Source organism: Pseudomonas putida NBRC 14164 (assembly GCF_000412675.1).
Lineage (GTDB): Bacteria > Pseudomonadota > Gammaproteobacteria > Pseudomonadales > Pseudomonadaceae > Aquipseudomonas > Aquipseudomonas putida.
This window is the reverse complement of sequence record NC_021505.1, coordinates 4,246,353-4,264,004: the sequence shown is the minus strand read 5'-3', so window position 1 is coordinate 4,264,004 and position 17,652 is coordinate 4,246,353. Positions and strand designations below refer to the sequence as shown.

Below are 17,652 nucleotides of genomic sequence, written 5' to 3'. Positions count from 1 at the left end.
GCCGGTACTGGCTGACCAATCAGTTGGCCGCGGTGCTGCCTGCCAGCTTCGGCTGGCGATACAGGTCGAGCAGCACCTGGTCGAGCACCTGCGAGGCACCCCACGGTTTCGGGTCGTTGAGAATCGCTGCCACCGCCCAGGTATGGCCGTTGCTGTCGCGGCTGAAGCCGGCAATCGCCCGCACGGTGTTCAGCGTGCCGGTCTTGATGTGCCCCTCACCGGTCATGGCGGTGCGCTTCAGGCGCTTGCGCATGGTGCCGTCCATGCCTACCAGCGGCATCGAACTCATGAACTCGGCAGCGTAGGGGCTCTTCCAGGCAGCCTGCAGCATCTGGGCCATTTCCCGGGTGCTGACCCGCTCGGCACGCGACAAGCCAGAGCCGTTCTCCATCACCAGGTGCGGCGCGGTAATGCCCTTTTTCGCCAGCCATTGGCGCACTACGCGCTGGGCGGCGCGGGCATCGTCGCCATCGGCATCGGTGCGGAACTGCGCGCCAAGGCTCAGGAACAGCTGCTGGGCCATGGTGTTGTTACTGTATTTGTTGATGTCGCGGATCACTTCCACCAGGTCTGGCGAGAAGGCGCGGGCCAGCAGGCGAGCACTCTTGGGCACGTTCTCGATGCGGTCGCCACCCTGGATGCTGCCGCCCAGCTCGTTCCAGATCGCGCGCACGGCACCGGCGGCGTAGGTTGCGTGGTCGAGCAGCGACAGGTAGGTCTGCGAGTTGCAGCCGTCACCCAGCTGGCCACTGACGGTTACGCTGATGCCATCGGCCTGGGGTACCGGGTTGTAGCGCACATCGCCAGTGCACTGCTTCGAAGCCACCGCCTTGACCTGGTTGTCGATACGGATGCTGGCAATCGGTGGCTCGACCGCGACGGTGACTTTGCCCCCATCGTTGCGGGCAACGAAGCGCAGGGCCTTGAGGTTGACCAGCAGCGAATCGGGCTTGACCAGGAACGGCTTGTTTTCATCGCCGCCGTCATCATTGAACTGCGGCAGGTTGGGTTGCACGAAGTGGCTGCGGTCCAGCACCAGATCACCGGTGATGGTGCGCACGCCATTGGCGCGCAGGTCACGCATCAGCAGCCACAGCTTTTCCATGTTCAGCTTCGGGTCGCCGCCCCCTTTGAGGTACAGGTTGCCATTGAGCACGCCGTTGCTCAGGGTGCCATCGGTATAGAACTCGGTTTTCCACTGGAAGGTGGGGCCAAGCAGTTCGAGGGCAGCGTAGGTAGTGACCAGTTTCATGGTCGAGGCCGGGTTTACCGAAACATCGGCATTGAACACGGTCGGCGTGCCGGGGCCGTCCAGCGGCAGCATTACCAGCGACAGGGCTGTGTCCTGCAGCTTGTTGGCCTTGAGCGCCTGCTGCACTTTGGCGGGCAGGGTGGTATTGACGGCGGCGGCCTGGCTGGGCAATGCGAGTGGCAACAGCAGGCTTGCAAGAATGAAGGGACGAAGCGTTTTGATCATAATGGATAAATACCCTGCGGCGAGGGAAAAGGGCATTGGGGCTGTAAGGGATGATGGCCCCACGACGAAAGAGTACGCATTATGCCCCAAGCGTAGCGACGATGCGCCACGTTCGACGGAAAAGCACCGCCAATAAAAAAGGCCACCCGCAAGGGCAGCCTTTTCAGCGATCAAGCCAGGCAGGTATCACTCAGCCTTGTTGATCGGCTTTTCCGGGTACCAGGCGTCCAGCAGCGGGCTGACTTCGATCTTGGTCAGTTCGCTACGGCCCTTCAGCCAGGTTTCAACGGCAGCGCGCTGTTCTTCGCTGGCCGAGCCGCGTTTGACCGAGCACACCAGGCCGTAATCGTCACCGCCTACATAGTCCAGGCCGTTGGCGTCCATCGCTTCTTCCAGGAACGCATCGAGGAAAGCATCGATTGCCTGGTCATCCAGATCTTCCTTGAATTCCAGGTTCAGCTCGAAGCCCAATTCCTGAAACTCGTCGACACACAGCTTTTTGCGCAGACGACGGGAGCGGTTTGTGGCCATGAAACAATCCTCTTAGGTAATAACGCCGCGCAGTCTACCAGTTAACACGTCTGGCTGCCTGCCTGAGTGCACGCGCCGGTGGCCAGTTCCTTGGCCAGAGCCCGTTCTACACGGCACATGTGCCGCGCCAGTGCCTGGCGCCGCAGGCGCAACAGGTGCGTGGGCAGGCCGCGGGCCTCCAGCGCCTCGCAGGCCTGCATCAGGTCGGGGGCTTCCAGCATGCGGGCCGCACTCAGCACCTTGTGGGCCTGCTCGGCAATGGCGTCGCTGTCATGCTCCGGATGCAGCGCCATCAAGCTGGCCAGGTCGGCCTGCAGGCTTTGCTGCAAGGCCAGCAGGAAGCGCTGGCGGTCGGCGGGGTCATGCCCGACCACTGCAGCCAGGCCGTCCAGATGGTAAAGCTTGCGCCGGGGCTTTTGCTGGCGGCGTGGACGAATGCCCGCCAGGTGCTGGCTGAGGGTGCCCAGGCTGATCGGCTTGAGCAGGCAGTCGTCCATACCGGCGCTCAGGCACCGGCGGCGCACCTCTGGCTGCGCGTTGGCGGTATAGCCGAGAATGGTGCAGCGCAGCCGCTTGCCATGGCGTTCTTCGGCACGGACGGCGGTCGCCAGTTGGTATCCGTTCATGTGCGGCATGTTGCAGTCGAGCACCAGCACATCGAAGTCGCCTGCGCGCCAGGCCGCCAGGCCTTCGCGGCCATCTCGGGCGCTGGCGTGCGGCAGGCCCAGGTAGCCGAGCTGCTGCGCCATCAGTTGCAGATTGGCCGGGTGGTCGTCGATCACCAGTACGTTCAGCCGCGGGTCAGGCACATCGAGGTGCTCGAGGAGCGGCGCTGGGGGTGGGGCGGCGTCAATCCGCTGCAGCGGCATCTTCAGGCGCACCTGGGTGCCAACATCTTCCAGGCTCTTGATGGTCAGGCTGCCGCCCATCATTTCGCACAGGCTGCGGCAGATGGCCAGGCCTAGCCCGGTACCGGCACGGGCGCCCTGGCTGTGCGGGTTGGCCTGGATGAATGGGTTGAACAGGCGTTGCAGGTCGTCGGCGTGGATGCCGATGCCACTGTCGCGTACTTCCAGTTCCAGCACTGCGGGCGTGGTGTTGCCGTCATCCTGCAGACTGACGCCGATACGGACCTGGCCATGCTCGGTGAACTTGATGGCATTGCTCACCAGGTTGGACAACACCTGTTTGAAACGCAGGGGATCGAGCAGTGCGTGGCAGCGTGCGGCGGGTGCAATCCTTACCTCCAGAGCAAGGCCTTTCTGGCGCGCCTGCCCCTCGAAAATACGCCCTACCGATTCGACCAGTGCTGCAAGGTCGACGACCTCCGGTGCCAGGGACAAGTGGCCAGACTCGATGCGCGCGATGTCCAGAATATCGCCGATCAGGCCCAGCAGGTCCTTGGCTGAATGGTGGGCCAGCTGCAGTGCGCTGCGGTCTACCCGGCCCTGGTCGGCGCGCTTGACTGCCAGTTCGAGCATGCCGATGACGGCATTCATCGGGGTGCGGATTTCATGGCTGATGGTGGCCAGGAAGGTGCTCTTGGCGCGGTTGGCATCGTCGGCCTGCTGCTTGGCCTGACGCAGTTCCATGACCAACTGGCGGCGCTCGCTGATGTCGATCCAGCCGCCGATGATGCCCTGCACCTCTCCCAGCGAGTCGCGGTACGGCAGTATCCAGTGATAGATGGTCATTTCGCGGCCCTTGATCCGCAGTGGCCGGTCCATGATCAACGGCGAGCCTGCGGCCATGACTTTCAGGTAGTCGGCCTGGATCTGCCGGGTTTGCTCTTCGTCGGCAAAGAGGCTGCCGTCCAGCTGTTTGCCGATGACTTCATCGGAGCGGGCCTGCACGGCTTCCAGATAGCTGTAATTGCAGCTTTGCAGGCAGGCCTCGCGGTCACGTACGTACATGGGGTGAGGGGTACCGTTGAGCAGGGCGCGCATGAACGCCAGTTGGTCGTTCAGTGCTCGTTCGGCGCGTTGGCGCTGGCGAATCTGCAGGCGCAGGCGGGCGTTCCAGAGCAAGGCCAGCAACAGCAGCGCGACCATGCCCAGCACCACCTGCAGCGCAAGCTGGCTGTAGCCTTTGCCGTTACCATCGTCGTGCTGGCCGAAGCCGCGCCAGCGGTTGTTGATTACCCCCAGCTCTTCTGGCGAAATGCTCAGCAACGCCTTGTCGAGGATCGACATCATCGCCTGTGACGGAGTGCTGGTGGCCATGGCGAAGTTGGCGGGCTCGCTGCCTACCGTGGTGTGGATGACCAGCCCAGGGTTGTTGGCCAAGGCATGGTTTGCGTCGAGCAACGTGGTAATCACTGCGTCCACCGCCCCGCTGTTGAGCAATGCCATGGAATAGAACCCGCTTTCGGTCTCGACCCAGCCGATTGCCGGATAGTGCCGCGAGAGCTTCGCGTTCATGGCGCTATAGCGGGTAATGGCCACGCGATGCCCCTGCAACTGATCGAGGGTGTTCAGGGCCATATCGTCCTTGCGGCCTACCAGCACGAAGGCGCTCTCCAGGTAGGGCCGACTGACTTGCAGGTCATCGTCGGTCACCGCGCCGGTGGCCAGTGCGGCAATCACATCAGCGCGGCCATCCTTGAGGCGGGCGATCATGTCGGCGATGCCGCTGGTACGCTGCACTTCAAAACGCAAGCCGGTGCGCAAGCTGATGAACTCCAGCAGGTCGGCGGTGATGCCGCGAAAATGCCCCGAGCCATCGAAATACGATAGCGGCGCAGCCGTATCATCGATCGTCACGCGCATCACCGGGTGATCTTGCAGCCATTGTTCCTCGGCGTCGGTCAGTTGCAGCTTGCGCTCGGTCAGCAGCAGGTCGCTGCCGGCGCTCCAGCGCTTGAAGATGCTGGCGCGCAGGGCGGGGGGCTGGCTGTCCAGTGTGGCGTTCACCACCTCCAGCAGCAGCGTGTCCTGCTGGCGCAAGGCAAAGCCGAAGCCGATGGCCTCGTGCTTGCCGAAATTGGCCATGCGCAGACGCGGCAGGTGGCCGCGGTTAAGCAGATAGTGGGTGGAGATGGTATCGCCGATGTATACGTCGGCCTGCCCGAACGCCACGGCGTTCAAGGCCTGGCTGGAGGAGCCAAAGGCCAGCAGCTCGGCCATGGGGTAGGTGCTGCGTACCTCCTGCTTGGGCAGGTAATGGTAAAGCATGCCCAGGCGCAGGCCGGCCAGGTCCATGTCGAGCGCCCGGCTTTCGTCTTCGCGTGTTACCAGCACCGGCTGGTCAACGGCATACGGTTGCGACAGCGCCAGGCCGTCGCTGGCCGCTTCGTAGCCATTGGCGCTGCCAAGCAGGTCGATATCACCATGCCTGAGCGCCTCCACCGCCGCCTGCCGACTGGGGAAGCGCAGCACCCGTATGGGTAACTGCAGGGCTGTGCCGATCAGGCTCGCGTACTCGGCGGTGAGGCCCTGGTAGTCGCGGCCGCCACTGGTGATGTCGAACGGCGGGTAGTCTGGCGCCGACGTGCCCAGTACCAGTTCCTGACGGCCTTCGAGCCATTGCCGTTGTTCGGCCGTGAGCATGGGTTGGGTCGGCTTGGCCGATGACCGAGCCAGTAACGTATAGGACGAGGCCCCTTGATAGGTGGCCTGCGCTACGCCGCTGAACAGGAGCAGGGCGAGCAGCAGGCGAGCAATAGGGTGCGGCATGACCACCCTCAGACCAGCGCGTTGCGTTTGGCTATTTCGATCAGGTCAACCAGTGTACTGACCTGAAGTTTGTGCATGAGGCGCTTCTTGTAGGTGCTGACAGTCTTGCTGCTGAGGAACATGCCCTTGGCAATTTCCTTGTTGCTGCGGCCTTGGGCGAAGAGTTGCAGTACCATCAGTTCGCGGTCATTTACCTGGCGGAAAAGTTGCAGCTCGGTATCGGTTGTCTGGTTGTGTTTTATTGCCTGGCTGGGGAAGTAGTTGTAGCCGGCCAGTACCGCCTTGATAGCACTGAGCAGTTCGCTCAGGTCTTCCTGCTTGCACACATAGCCTGCGGCGCCGGAGTGCATGCAACGCACGGCAAACAATGCCGGAGACTGGGCGGTCAATACCAGAACCTTCAATGGCAGGGCCATGGCCTGGAAGCGGGAAAGTACCTCCAGGCCGTCTAGCTTGGGGATGCTGATGTCGAGGATGACCAGGTCGGGCGCGGCTTCACGAATCATCTGCATGGCGTCCACGCCGTTGTCCGACTCGCCGACGATCTTGTAATTCTGGTTTTCCAGCAACATACGGACGGCCAGGCGGATGACAGGATGATCGTCGACAATAAATATGGAATGCATGTTCAACTTCCCTGCGGGCGATTGAGGGGGACAACCGGCACCTTATCGCAGTTGGAAGTCATCGGGCATGCGGGGGAGGGCGATTCGCTCCTTATGGGAAATGGCTTACAAGATAAAACAAAACGGGCTACGAATTTTTTGTGTTTGACCCAATGTCAAAGCGTCTTTGGTAACTTTTCATGGGCTTTTATTCGTACTGTTTAACTTGCTGCCAGTATATGTAGGAAGTTTCCTGCAATACGCGGTGCAGCACCGGCTGAGGGGCCGTGGCTGCACCGGCGTGATTCAGGTGGGGCTGGAGCGCCCGGTCATTTCGCGGGCCATTTCGCTGGCATAGCTGTCGGTCATCCCGGCGATGAAGTCGATCATGCGCAGGAACGCGCTGTGCAGCGAGGCATGCGGGTCCGGGGCATTGTTGCCGATCAGGTCCAGTACCCGGCGGCTCTTGAACGAGGGGGTGCGCCCGCCGTGCTGTTCGAGCGCTGCGCCACAAAAGGTGTTGAGCAGAATCTCCAGGGTGGTGTAGGCGCCGATTTCGTGCAGGGTCTTGCGCTTGTCCTGGAAGATCTTGTTGCGCGCCATGTCCTTGGCCTGCAGCACGCAGCGCTTGGCCGGGCCGTGCATGTGCTCGACCAGGTCGCCTGCCAGGTGTCCGGCCAGCAATGCCTGCTGCTGCTCGACGAACGCATGGGCGGCGGCGTTGGTCAGGTGCTCGATAGCCTTGCCACGCAGAATCGCCAGCTTGCGCCGGCGGGAATCGCGTGGGCCTAGCTGGCGGTAAGTTTCTGGCAGGTCTTCGCCGACCAGGTCAAGCAGCAGCGTTTCGACTTCGGCGTATTCCAGCAACTCCATTTCCAGGCCGTCTTCCAGGTCGATCAGCGCATAGCAGATGTCATCGGCGGCCTCCATCAGGTACACCAGCGGGTGGCGCGCCCAGCGTTGCTCTTCCAGTTGCGGCATGCCGAGCTTGCGGGCGATCTGCTCAAGCAGGGGCAGCTCGCTCTGGTAGCTGCCGAACTTGTGCTTCTTGTAGCCCAGCGCGTCGGCGTGGCGCGCGCTCCAGGGGTACTTCAGGTAAGTGCCGAGGGTGGCGTAGGTCAGCCGCGTACCGCCGTCGAACTGGTGGTACTCCAGCTGGGTGAGTACGCGAAAGCCTTGGGCATTGCCCTCGAAATTCAGGAAATCAGCCCGCTCGTCGTCGCTCATGTCATCCAGCCACCCACGCCCGGCGGCCTGCTGGAACCAGTGGCGGATGGCGTCCTCGCCGGAGTGGCCGAATGGCGGGTTGCCGATGTCGTGGGCCAGGCAGGCTGACTGCACGATCATCCCCAGGTCGCTGGGGGCGCACCAGTCGGGCAGGTTGTCGCGCAGGGTTTCCCCGACGCGCATGCCGAGCGATCGACCTACGCAGCTGACTTCCAGCGAGTGGGTGAGACGCGTGTGGATATGGTCGTTGCTGGTAACCGGGTGCACCTGGGTCTTGCGCCCGAGGCGGCGAAAGGCGCCGGAGAAGATGATGCGGTCATGGTCTTTGTGGAAAGGGCTGCGCCCGAGTTCATCGGCGCTGTAGAGAGCTTTGCCCAGGCGTTCACGGGTGAGCAGGGTGTGCCAGTCCAAGGCGCATTCTCCTGTGGATCGAAGGAAGCAGCATATCCTGTAGGAGCAGCCTTGTGCTGCGAAGAGGCCCGTTTGATCGATACACGTGTGTTACCGGGCCGGCCTCTTCGCAGCACAAGGCCGCTCCTGCAAAGGAATGTGCAGGGCTCAGGGGCGGCGGTTGCCTTGCAGGTACAGGCGCACCAGCGGCAGCAGGCTGCTGCCCAGGCGCACCAGCCGCGCCAGGTTACCGCTGCGCACGCCCTTGCCGGTGAGGAAACCCAGCGCCACCACGGCGCCAATCCCCCACAAAGGCGCATGCTTGATCCCCAGCCCTTCATGCAGCGAGCTGCCCATGCCGCGCACGCGGCGCAGCGGTTCCATCAGTTGGCCGGACTCATGGCGAATTTCCTGGCGGTGCATCTCCATGCGCAGGCGCAGCAGTGCTTTGCGCAGTTCGCGCGGGTTACGGGTGTTTGGCAGTTGTGGCAGGCTCATGGCAACAGGCGCTCCCGGTCCTTGGCGAGTTCGTCGAGGGTGGCCCCGAAGGGCGACGATTCGTCGAACACCGCAGCCTTCAGGCGCAAGCCGCAGTACAGCGCGGCAAGGCCATAGAACACGCACAGGCCGATGATGCCGGCCAGGCGATAACTGTCCCACAGCAGCACCAGCAACAACCCGGACAGGGCCGTCAGCAGCAACAGGGCAAACACCAGGGCCAGGCCTGCGAACAGCAGCAGGCTCAAGGTGCGGCCCTTTTGCTCCTGCAACTCGATGCCGAACAGTTCGATATGGCTGTGCAGCAGCCCCAGCGCTGCGGCGCCCAGGCGCTTGCCCGAGGCGCTGGCGCCGTTGGCGTCATTCTCCATGGGAACCCCTTAGCGCCGGTTGGCCAGCAGGCCGATCAACAGGCCGACACCGGCCGCGATGCCGATTGCCTGCCACGGGTTTTCCTGCACGTACTGCTCGGCGCTGCCCAGCGCGGCTTGGCCGCGTTCGCGGACAGAGTCCTGGGTCAGTTGCAGGGTTTCGCGAGCCTGGGTCAGGCGGTCGTGAATCTGTTCGCGCAATTCGTCGGCCTGGTCGCCGGCCAGGTTGGCAGTGTCGGCCAGCAGCCGCTCGGTGTCGCGTACCAAAGCCTGGAAGTCAGCCATCAGAATTTCTTGTGCAGTCTTTGCCGATTTGCTGGCCATGGGCCTCTCCCTGTCGATGAGTGATGGTAATTCGAGTAATAGCACGCGCGGAAGGTTCAAGTGCCGGTGCTGGTATGGGCCTTGCTAAGGCATTGCCACGTTGCGGGGCGTCGCTGGCAGCTATTGCGCCGATTCAGGGCGCTAGCGCAGCGGGTACCGATAAACCTTAACCCAATCCTCGACAAACCCAAGAAAAAACCACGCAGGCTCCGACCCGGTCACCGAAACAGGGCAGGGGGCTGGCACCGATTCGGTGCAGGGATGCAGGTTCTTGAACTGTCCTGGTGCCTTTTTCAGCAGGTCTGCCTATTTCATGGAAAACATGCACAGCGCGATGGACTCCCTGGTCCACGGTTCCAATACCCTGTTCATTCTCATGGGCGCCATTCTGGTGCTGGCCATGCATGCCGGCTTCGCGTTCCTCGAAGTGGGCACGGTGCGCCACAAGAACCAGGTCAACGCCTTGTCGAAGATCCTCAGCGACTTTGCCATTTCGGCACTGGTGTATTTCTTCATCGGTTACTGGATAGCCTATGGCGTCAATTTCTTCCAGCCGGCAGCGGCGCTGGCGGTCGACCATGGCTATGCGCTGGTCAAGTGCTTCTTTCTGCTGACCTTCGCTGCGGCGATCCCGGCGATCATCTCCGGGGGCATCGCCGAGCGGGCGCGCTTTGTGCCGCAACTGTGTGCCACGGCGTTGATCGTGGCGTTTGTCTACCCCTTCTTCGAGGGCGTGGTATGGAATGGCAACCTGGGGCTGCAAACCTGGTTGCAGGCCCGTTTCGGCGCGCCTTTCCACGATTTTGCAGGGTCGGTGGTGGTGCATGCCATGGGCGGCTGGCTGGCCCTTGCGGCGGTGCTGCTACTGGGCGCGCGCCGTGGGCGCTACCGCGAGGGCCGGTTGGTGGCGTTTGCGCCGTCGAGCATTCCCTTCCTGGCGTTGGGCTCGTGGATTCTGATCATCGGCTGGTTCGGCTTCAACGTGATGAGTGCCCAGACGTTGCAGGGGGTGAGCGGGCTGGTAGCGATCAACTCGCTCATGGCCATGGTCGGTGGCACCCTGTCGGCCTTGCTGGCCGGGCGCAACGACCCAGGCTTTCTGCACAACGGGCCGTTGGCCGGCCTGGTGGCGATTTGCGCCGGCTCCGACCTGATGCACCCGATTGGCGCACTAGCCACCGGCCTGGTGGCCGGCGCGTTGTTCGTCTGGTCCTTCACCGCAGCGCAAAACCGCTGGAAGATCGACGACGTGCTGGGCGTGTGGCCACTGCATGGCCTGTGCGGCGTGTGGGGTGGCATTGCCTGCGGCGTCTTTGGCCAGGCGGCACTGGGTGGCATGGGCGGTGTCAGCCTGATCAGCCAGTTGCTGGGCAGCCTGATGGGCGTTGTGGTGGCATTGGTCGGCGGCTTTGGCGTCTATGGCGCAATCCGCGCGCTGCATGGGCTGCGCTTGAGCCATGAGCAGGAGTTTCAGGGTGCGGACTTGTCGCTGCACCGTATCGGCGCCACCAGCCAGGATTGAGCCAGGTCAGGTGCATGACGGGCGCGACAGACCTAGAATAGGTTTCTCTGCATGTCAAACCGGGACCTGCCCATGCTGCCTGAATGCCAACTGTTCGGCACCCTCGGCTGCCACCTGTGTGAAGTGGCCGAAGCTGTGCTGATGCCTTTCGTCGATCATGGCCTGCTGGTGGAGCTGGTCGACATTGCCGAGAGCGAGCCCTTGTTCGAGCGTTACGGCCTGATCATTCCAGTGTTGCGACGCTGCGACAATGCCGCCGAGCTGCACTGGCCGTTCGATGCCGAACAGGTGGTGGCGTTCCTTGGGCAATGAAGGCCGCAGAGGAGTCGCAACCCTGCTCCATGATCTGTGACGCGAGCTGATGATCAGGTGCCGGCGCACTCTGGCGCCGCTACCTCCCTCATCATCGGAATAGTTCGCCATGTTGATCACCCCACATTTCACGTTCGATGAAATGACCGTATCCCAGCTCGCCGCCAGGGACGGATTCGATAACACCCCGCCCCCTGAAGCCAGGGCCAACCTGCAATTGCTGTGCGGTGCGCTGGAGCAGGTGCGCGCACTGTTCGGCGCGCCGATCATCGTCAGCAGCGGTTTTCGCAGCGAGAAGGTCAACCGGTTGATCGGCGGTGCCACGAACAGCCAGCATGTACAAGGCCTGGCGGCGGACTTCACGGTAATTGAAGTCAGCCCTCGGGAAACCGTGCGCAGGATCAGCGAAAGCGCCGTGCCGTTCGATCAACTCATCCTGGAGTTCGACAGGTGGGTGCATCTGTCGGTGGCCCCGGGCACGCCGCGTCGGCAGGTCTTGACCATGCGCAAAGGCAGTGGCTACCTGGCGGGGCTGCAATGAAGCGCATTGACGGCGGCAAGGGGATGTTCGTATGCTGTATATAAATACAGTATCGAGGTAAAGCCATGCTCAACGTCGAGCAACTCAAGTACAGCGTCAACCGCATGCCCGTGGATCGGGTGGCTGACGCCGTTCTGGAACTGCGCCTCGAAGGCCTGGTGACCGACGACCGCACGCCGTTCGGTAAAGTGCACTTCAATACCTGCTTCGCCGAAATCGAGGCCTTGTTCCAGCGTGCCGGTTACCACCGCGGGCTGGATGTGGTGGGTTACCAAGGGTTGCTCTATGCCCTTTACGACCCAGGCCGTTGGGAACCGGTGCAGGTGCTGCGCTGGCTGAAGGAACGCAGCGAGGCGATAGTCCAGGCTGGTTGAGGGCGCGGGCTTGGGCGATAATGCGCGGCCGTGAACGTTCCGAGCCCTGCCATGACCGCGCCCTTCGACCCCGCCCGCCAGCAAGCCAGCACGGTGTGCCTGCCCCCCGGTAACTGGGCGACGGTGCTTGATTGCCTGTGCGACCATTTCAAGGCCATCGACCGCGCCCAGTGGCTCGACCGTTTTGCCCGTGGCAGGGTGCTGGATGCCGAGGGCCGGGCGGTTGCCGCCGAGTTACCCTACAAGCGTGGCATGCGTTTGCACTACTTCCGCGAAGTGCCGAACGAGCGGCCGATCCCGGTGCAGGAGGTGGTACTGCACGCGGATGAACACCTGGTGGTGGCAGACAAACCGCATTTCCTGCCGGTGACGCCAACCGGTGAATACGTCGAGCAGACCTTGCTGCGCCGCCTGATCCGTCGCCTGGATAACCCGCACCTGGTGCCGCTGCACCGCATTGACCGGCACACCGCCGGGCTTGTGCTGTTTTCTGCCAACCCGCACAGCCGCAGCGCCTACCAGCGGCTGTTCCCTGAACGGCGCATCGACAAGCGCTACCAGGCCATTGCGGCGGCTTTGCCGCAGCATGCATTTCCACTGGTGCACAAAAGCCGCCTGGTGCATGGCGAGCCGTTTTTCCGTATGCACGAAGTGGAAGGGGAGGCCAACAGCGAAACTCTGGCCGAGGTGCTGGAGAAGAACGGTGAGCTGTGGCGCTATGGGCTGTCGCCAGTGACCGGCAAGACCCACCAGTTGCGCGTGCACATGGCAGCCTTGGGGGCGGGAATCTGCAATGACCCGTTCTATCCGCAGCTGCTTGATGCAGCTGATGACTACCAGCGGCCGCTGAAACTGCTGGCGCAGAGCTTGCGTTTCGAGGACCCGTTGAGCGGCGAAGAGCGCTATTTCGAGAGCCGCCTGCGTCTGGACTGGTAACACAGACCGCAGGCATACGCGGCCCTTGTGGGAGCGGGCATGCCCGCGAACACCGGCAGGGCCGGTGCCATCTACCGCGTTGGTTTCTTCGCGGGCATGCCCGCTCCCACAGGTACGTTGCAGGCTTCAAGGGCACTCGGTTGCTGTGGGAGCGGCTTTAGCCGCGAACACCGGCAGGGCCGGTGCCATCTACCGCGTTGGTTTCTTCGCGGGCATGCCCGCTCCCACAGGTACGTCGCAGGCTTCAAGGGCACTCGGTTGCTGTGGGAGCGGCTTTAGCCGCGAACACCGGCAGGGCCGGTGCCATCCACAGCGGTGGAGTGCTTAAGTCGCGAGCATTAGCGGTTGAACCGCTCCACCAGTGAATACTGGCTGCCCGCCGTGCTGGTCAGCTCCTCGCTCAGCAGTGCCGAATGCTGCGCCTGTTCGGCGGTCTGGTCGGCCAGTTCGGCAATGGTGCTGATGTTGCGGCTGATTTCGTCGGCCACTGCAGTCTGCTCTTCGGTAGCGGCGGCAATCTGGGTGGCCATGTCGGTGATGTTGGCCACCGCTTCGCTGATCCCCACCAGTGCCTCGTCAGCCTGCATCACACGGTCGACGCCTTCCTGCGCCTGGCGGTGGCCGGTTTCCATGGTCAGCACGGCGTTGCTGGCGGTTTGTTGCAGCTTGGCAATCAGGCCGTGGATCTGCCCGGTGGATTCGGCAGTGCGCTGGGCCAACTGGCGCACTTCGTCGGCCACCACAGCAAAGCCACGGCCCATTTCACCGGCACGCGCCGCTTCGATGGCCGCATTCAGTGCCAGCAGGTTGGTCTGGTCGGCAATGCCCTTGATCACATCGACGACGCCACCAATCTCGTCGCTGTCCTTGGCCAGTTGGGTGACCGTCTGACCGGTTTCGCCCACCGCTGCCGACAGGCGCTCAATGGCCTCGCGGGTCTCCCCGGCAATCTGCCTGCCCTGGCTGGTCAGGCGGTTGGCTTCTTGGGTGGCATCGGCGGTGCGCTGAACGTGGTTGGCCACTTCCTGTGTGGTGGCGGCCATCTGGTTGACGGCGGCGGCGACCTGCTCGGTCTCCACCCGCTGGCGCTCCAGCCCCGAAGAACTCTTGTGCGCCAGGGCGTCGGACTGGCGCGCCTGGTCGCTGAGGTGTTCGGCACTGTCCTGCAGGCGGGTCAGGCAGGTTTTCATGCGGGCATCCTGGCTGAGCATGGCCATTTCCAGACGCGCCTGTACGCCACGGCTGTCGGTAAACATCTGCGCGATCAGCGGATCGGAGGTGGTCTGCTCGGCCAGGCGCAACAGGCGCTTGAGGCCGCGCTGCTGCCAGCTCAAGCCCAGCAGGCCCAGGGGTACGGATAGCCCGGCAGCCAGGGCAAAGCCCCAGGAATGGCCCAGCCAGTTGCCGATCAGGAAGCCCACCTGGCTGATCAGGATGAAAGGCAACCAGTCCTGCAGCACCGGCAGCCACTTGTCCCTGCGAGGTACAGCTGGCTTGCCCTGGTTGATGCGCTGGTACAGTGCTTCGGCGCGGCGAATCTGCTCAGCGGTTGGCTTGACCCGCACCGACTCGAAACCGACAACCTGGTTGTTGTCGTAAATCGGTGTTACGTAGGCGTTGACCCAGTAGTGGTCGCCGGACTTGCAGCGGTTCTTGACGATGCCCATCCACGGCTGGCCCTGCTTCAGGGTTTGCCACATATGGGCAAACACGGCAGGCGGCACGTCGGGGGAGCGTACCAGGTTATGCGGCGCGCCGGTCAACTCTTCGCGGGTGAAACCACTGATTTCGATGAAGGCATCGTTACAGTACGTGATCACGCCCTTGGCGTTGGTGGTGGAGATCAACCGCTGCTGGGCAGGGAAAGTCCGTTCTCTCTGGGTAATCGGCTGGTTGTTACGCATGGGGTGATAGTCCGCAGGGCTTTGGACAGGTATCGGCAAGCCACTGGTTTTATTGAATGATTATTTAACGTGGCTGCGTTTGGTCCGGCGTTGGAGCTGTGGCGCCTGTGAAATCGAGCGCCGCCCGCGCGGCGCATCGCGGGCGGCGCTCGGTCTCGAGAGCGCCGCAAGTTCGCAGCCGTACCTCCCAGCCTCAGCCGGCGATCATCTGTCGCAACACGTAGTGCAGAATTCCTCCGGCTTTGAAGTACTCCACCTCGTTCAAGGTATCGATACGGCACAGCACCTCGATCTGTTCCTGCTGCCCATCTTCGCGGGTGATGCGCAACGGCAGGCTCATGCCAGGGCGGATCTGTGCACCGCTCAAGCCCAGCACGTCGATCCGCTCCTTGCCGGTCAGCACCAGCTGCTTGCGGTCGTGGCCGGCCTTGAACTGCAGCGGCAGCACGCCCATGCCCACCAGGTTGGAGCGGTGAATGCGCTCGAAGCTTTCCGCCAGCACCGCCTTGACCCCCAGCAGGTTAGTGCCCTTGGCCGCCCAGTCGCGGCTCGAACCGGTGCCATATTCCTGGCCGGCGATCACCACCAGCGGGGTGCCTTCCTGCTGGTAGCGCATGGCCGCATCGTAGATCGACATCTTCTCGCCGCTTGGCACGTGAAGGGTATTGCCACCTTCTTCACCCCCCAGCATTTCGTTGCGGATACGGATGTTGGCGAAGGTGCCGCGCATCATCACTTCATGGTTGCCACGCCGCGAGCCGTAGGAGTTGAAATCGCGTGGCTCCACGCCCTTCTCGCGCAGATAGCGCCCGGCAGGGCTGTCGGCCTTGATGTTGCCGGCAGGGGAGATATGGTCGGTGGTCACCGAGTCGCCCAACAGCGCCAGTACCCGCGCACCGTGGATGTCGGCAATGCGTGGCGGCGGTCCGCCGATGTCGTCGAAGAACGGCGGATGCTGGATATAGGTAGAATCGGCCTGCCACACGTAGGTGGCAGCCTGTGGTACCTCGATGGCCTGCCACTGCGCATCGCCGGTAAACACTTCGGCGTATTCCTTGTGGAACATAGCGGTATTGACCTTGGCCACGGCCGCCGCAATTTCCTGCTGGCTTGGCCAGATATCCTTCAGGTACACCGGTTGGCCGTCGTTGCCCGTACCCAGCGGGTCGCGGGTCAGGTCCAGGCGCACGCTGCCGGCCAGCGCGTAAGCCACTACCAGCGGTGGCGAAGCCAGCCAGTTGGTCTTGACCAGCGGGTGCACGCGGCCTTCGAAGTTGCGGTTGCCCGACAGCACCGAGGCGACGGTGAGGTCGGCGCTGCCGATGGCTTTCTCGATCGCTTCGTCCAGCGGGCCGGAGTTGCCGATGCAGGTGGTGCAGCCATAGCCGACCAGGTCGAAGCCCAGTTGATCGAGGTAAGGGGTGAGCCCCGCTGCCTTGAAGTAGTCGGTGACGACCTTGGAGCCCGGCGCCAGCGAGCTCTTGACCCAGGGTTTGCGTTGCAAGCCTTTTTCCAGGGCCTTTTTCGCCACCAGCCCGGCCGCCATCATCACACTGGGGTTGGAAGTGTTGGTGCAGGAGGTGATCGCGGCAATCACCACGGCGCCATCGCGCAGGGTGTGAGTCTGGCCTCCATGGCTGTAGTCGATCTCGCCAGCCTGGTCGGCGTTGCCCACCGCTACACCGCCGCCACCCTCGCTTTCCAGGCGGCCGACTTCCTTGGCCAGCGGCTTGGGCTGCAGTTCGATGAAATGGTCAAAGGCCTGGCTGACCTGGCCCAGCGCCACGCGGTCCTGCGGCCGCTTGGGCCCGGCCAGGCTTGCTTCGACCTCGTGCATGTCCAGTTCCAGGCTGTCGCTGAACAACGGCTCCTGCCCCGGCAGGCGCCACAGGCCCTGGGCCTTGCAGTACTGCTCGACCAGTTGCACAGTCGCGTCTGGTCGGCCCGACAGGCGCAGGTAGTCCAGGGTCACCTCGTCAACCGGGAAGAAACCGCAGGTGGCGCCATACTCTGGTGCCATGTTGGCGATGGTCGCACGGTCTGCCAGCGGCAGCTCGGCCAGGCCGTCGCCATAGAACTCGACGAACTTGCCCACCACACCTTTCTTGCGCAGCATCTGCGTTACCGTCAGCACCAGGTCGGTGGCGGTGATGCCCTCGCGCAGCTTGCCGGTCAGTTTGAAGCCGATCACCTCGGGGATCAGCATCGACACGGGTTGGCCGAGCATGGCCGCCTCTGCCTCGATGCCACCGACACCCCAGCCGAGCACGCCCAGGCCATTGATCATGGTGGTGTGCGAGTCGGTACCGACCAGGGTGTCGGGGAAGGCGTAGGTGCGGCCATCGGCTTCACGGGTCCACACCGTGCGGCCCAGGTATTCCAGGTTGACCTGGTGGCAGATGCCGGTGCCCGGCGGCACTACGCGGAAGTTGTCGAAGGCGCTCTGGCCCCAGCGCAGGAAGGCATAGCGCTCGCCATTGCGCTGCATTTCGATATCCACGTTCTCGCCGAAGGCCTGCGGCGTGCCGTAATGGTCGACCATTACCGAGTGGTCGATCACCAGGTCCACCGGTGACAAGGGGTTGATCCGCTGCGGGTCGCCGCCGGCCTTGGCCATGGCTGCGCGCATGGCGGCCAGGTCGACCACGGCCGGCACGCCGGTGAAGTCCTGCATCAGCACGCGCGCCGGGCGGTATTGGATCTCGCGGTCGGAGCGCCGCTCGCTTAACCATTGGGCAATGGCGCGCAAGTCATCGCCGGTGACGGTTTGGCCGTCCTCCCAGCGCAGCAGGTTTTCCAGCAGCACCTTCAGCGACATGGGTAGGCGTTGCAGGTCGCCCAACTGGCGGGCGGCCTCGGTAAGGCTGAAGTAGTGATAGGTCTGGTTGCCGACCTTGAGGGTGTTGAGGGTGTTCAGGCTGTCGAGCGAGGGCATTGCCAACTCCTTCTGCGCCGGTGCCCGGCAA

At 63.3% G+C, this 17,652-nt stretch carries 15 protein-coding genes; 5 read left to right on the top strand and 10 right to left on the bottom strand.

The window, feature by feature from the left end; translation table 11 throughout:
* Positions 1–19: 19 nt before the first annotated feature.
* From dacB to PP4_RS18830, 8 genes are all read right to left on the bottom strand, one after another.
* Entirely contained in the window at positions 20–1,477 is a 1,458-nt protein-coding gene (dacB, locus tag PP4_RS18865) for a D-alanyl-D-alanine carboxypeptidase/D-alanyl-D-alanine endopeptidase (protein WP_016500780.1), read from the bottom strand.
* Between the two features lie 186 nt (positions 1,478–1,663).
* Positions 1,664–2,008 carry a YggL 50S ribosome-binding family protein gene (locus PP4_RS18860; protein ID WP_016500779.1) on the bottom strand — a complete coding sequence of 115 codons (345 nt, stop codon included), beginning with the start codon at positions 2,006–2,008 and terminating at the stop codon, positions 1,664–1,666.
* A gap of 41 nt (positions 2,009–2,049) precedes the next feature.
* Positions 2,050–5,682, bottom strand: coding sequence for an ATP-binding protein (locus tag PP4_RS18855; protein WP_016500778.1), 3,633 nt, complete (start codon positions 5,680–5,682; stop codon positions 2,050–2,052).
* A gap of 8 nt (positions 5,683–5,690) precedes the next feature.
* Complete coding sequence (locus PP4_RS18850; RefSeq protein ID WP_016500777.1) at positions 5,691–6,308, bottom strand: response regulator transcription factor; 618 nt, start codon at positions 6,306–6,308, stop codon at positions 5,691–5,693.
* A 285-nt stretch (positions 6,309–6,593) separates the two neighbouring features.
* On the bottom strand, positions 6,594–7,925 hold the full coding sequence (locus PP4_RS18845) for a deoxyguanosinetriphosphate triphosphohydrolase (protein ID WP_016500776.1): 1,332 nt from the start codon (positions 7,923–7,925) through the stop codon (positions 6,594–6,596).
* 147 nt (positions 7,926–8,072) lie between these two features.
* On the bottom strand, positions 8,073–8,402 hold the full coding sequence (locus PP4_RS18840) for a hypothetical protein (protein ID WP_016500775.1): 330 nt from the start codon (positions 8,400–8,402) through the stop codon (positions 8,073–8,075).
* Positions 8,399–8,773 carry a phage holin family protein gene (locus PP4_RS18835; protein ID WP_016500774.1) on the bottom strand — a complete coding sequence of 125 codons (375 nt, stop codon included), beginning with the start codon at positions 8,771–8,773 and terminating at the stop codon, positions 8,399–8,401. The genes PP4_RS18840 and PP4_RS18835 overlap by 4 nt, the downstream gene beginning before the upstream one ends.
* Before the next feature lie 9 nt (positions 8,774–8,782).
* Positions 8,783–9,097 (bottom strand): DUF883 family protein, encoded by a 315-nt coding sequence (locus PP4_RS18830; protein WP_016500773.1) that lies wholly within the window; start codon positions 9,095–9,097, stop codon positions 8,783–8,785.
* A 313-nt stretch (positions 9,098–9,410) separates the two neighbouring features.
* Here PP4_RS18830 and PP4_RS18825 point away from each other — a divergent pair, with 313 nt between their 5' ends.
* The 5 genes from PP4_RS18825 to PP4_RS18805 all read left to right on the top strand — a co-directional run bounded on the left by PP4_RS18825 (position 9,411) and on the right by PP4_RS18805 (position 12,782).
* On the top strand, positions 9,411–10,619 hold the full coding sequence (locus PP4_RS18825; RefSeq protein ID WP_016500772.1) for an ammonium transporter: 1,209 nt from the start codon (positions 9,411–9,413) through the stop codon (positions 10,617–10,619).
* A gap of 72 nt (positions 10,620–10,691) precedes the next feature.
* Positions 10,692–10,931: a glutaredoxin family protein gene (locus tag PP4_RS18820; protein ID WP_019473185.1), complete on the top strand. Its 240-nt coding sequence runs from the start codon at positions 10,692–10,694 to the stop codon at positions 10,929–10,931.
* Between the two features lie 109 nt (positions 10,932–11,040).
* A complete protein-coding gene (locus PP4_RS18815) occupies positions 11,041–11,472 on the top strand; it encodes a D-Ala-D-Ala carboxypeptidase family metallohydrolase (RefSeq protein ID WP_016500770.1) in 432 nt (143 codons plus the stop codon).
* Between the two features lie 65 nt (positions 11,473–11,537).
* The gene (locus PP4_RS18810) at positions 11,538–11,846 is read left to right on the top strand and encodes a hypothetical protein (protein WP_016485613.1); all 309 of its coding nucleotides are present in this window, start codon (positions 11,538–11,540) and stop codon (positions 11,844–11,846) included.
* A gap of 51 nt (positions 11,847–11,897) precedes the next feature.
* Positions 11,898–12,782 (top strand): pseudouridine synthase, encoded by an 885-nt coding sequence (locus tag PP4_RS18805; protein WP_016500769.1) that lies wholly within the window; start codon positions 11,898–11,900, stop codon positions 12,780–12,782.
* Positions 12,783–13,120: 338 nt separating this feature from the next.
* On the opposite strand, the gene PP4_RS18800 is transcribed toward PP4_RS18805, so the two are convergent.
* Both PP4_RS18800 and acnA read right to left on the bottom strand, forming a co-directional pair.
* Complete coding sequence (locus tag PP4_RS18800) at positions 13,121–14,686, bottom strand: methyl-accepting chemotaxis protein (RefSeq protein ID WP_016500768.1); 1,566 nt, start codon at positions 14,684–14,686, stop codon at positions 13,121–13,123.
* A gap of 193 nt (positions 14,687–14,879) precedes the next feature.
* A complete protein-coding gene (gene acnA, locus PP4_RS18795) occupies positions 14,880–17,621 on the bottom strand; it encodes an aconitate hydratase AcnA (RefSeq protein WP_016500767.1) in 2,742 nt (913 codons plus the stop codon).
* Between the last annotated feature and the right edge of the window lie 31 nt (positions 17,622–17,652).

Coding starts and splice junctions, on each gene's coding strand:
- PP4_RS18820 (WP_019473185.1), top strand. CDS start 10,692: ATGCTGCCTGAATGCCAACTGTTCGGCACCCTCGGCTGCCACCTGTGT.
- PP4_RS18840 (WP_016500775.1), bottom strand. CDS start 8,402: ATGAGCCTGCCACAACTGCCAAACACCCGTAACCCGCGCGAACTGCGC.
- PP4_RS18800 (WP_016500768.1), bottom strand. CDS start 14,686: ATGCGTAACAACCAGCCGATTACCCAGAGAGAACGGACTTTCCCTGCC.
- PP4_RS18805 (WP_016500769.1), top strand. CDS start 11,898: ATGACCGCGCCCTTCGACCCCGCCCGCCAGCAAGCCAGCACGGTGTGC.
- PP4_RS18850 (WP_016500777.1), bottom strand. CDS start 6,308: ATGCATTCCATATTTATTGTCGACGATCATCCTGTCATCCGCCTGGCC.
- PP4_RS18855 (WP_016500778.1), bottom strand. CDS start 5,682: ATGCCGCACCCTATTGCTCGCCTGCTGCTCGCCCTGCTCCTGTTCAGC.
- PP4_RS18825 (WP_016500772.1), top strand. CDS start 9,411: ATGGAAAACATGCACAGCGCGATGGACTCCCTGGTCCACGGTTCCAAT.
- acnA (WP_016500767.1), bottom strand. CDS start 17,621: ATGCCCTCGCTCGACAGCCTGAACACCCTCAACACCCTCAAGGTCGGC.
- PP4_RS18815 (WP_016500770.1), top strand. CDS start 11,041: ATGTTGATCACCCCACATTTCACGTTCGATGAAATGACCGTATCCCAG.
- PP4_RS18810 (WP_016485613.1), top strand. CDS start 11,538: ATGCTCAACGTCGAGCAACTCAAGTACAGCGTCAACCGCATGCCCGTG.
- dacB (WP_016500780.1), bottom strand. CDS start 1,477: ATGATCAAAACGCTTCGTCCCTTCATTCTTGCAAGCCTGCTGTTGCCA.
- PP4_RS18830 (WP_016500773.1), bottom strand. CDS start 9,097: ATGGCCAGCAAATCGGCAAAGACTGCACAAGAAATTCTGATGGCTGAC.
- PP4_RS18835 (WP_016500774.1), bottom strand. CDS start 8,773: ATGGAGAATGACGCCAACGGCGCCAGCGCCTCGGGCAAGCGCCTGGGC.
- PP4_RS18860 (WP_016500779.1), bottom strand. CDS start 2,008: ATGGCCACAAACCGCTCCCGTCGTCTGCGCAAAAAGCTGTGTGTCGAC.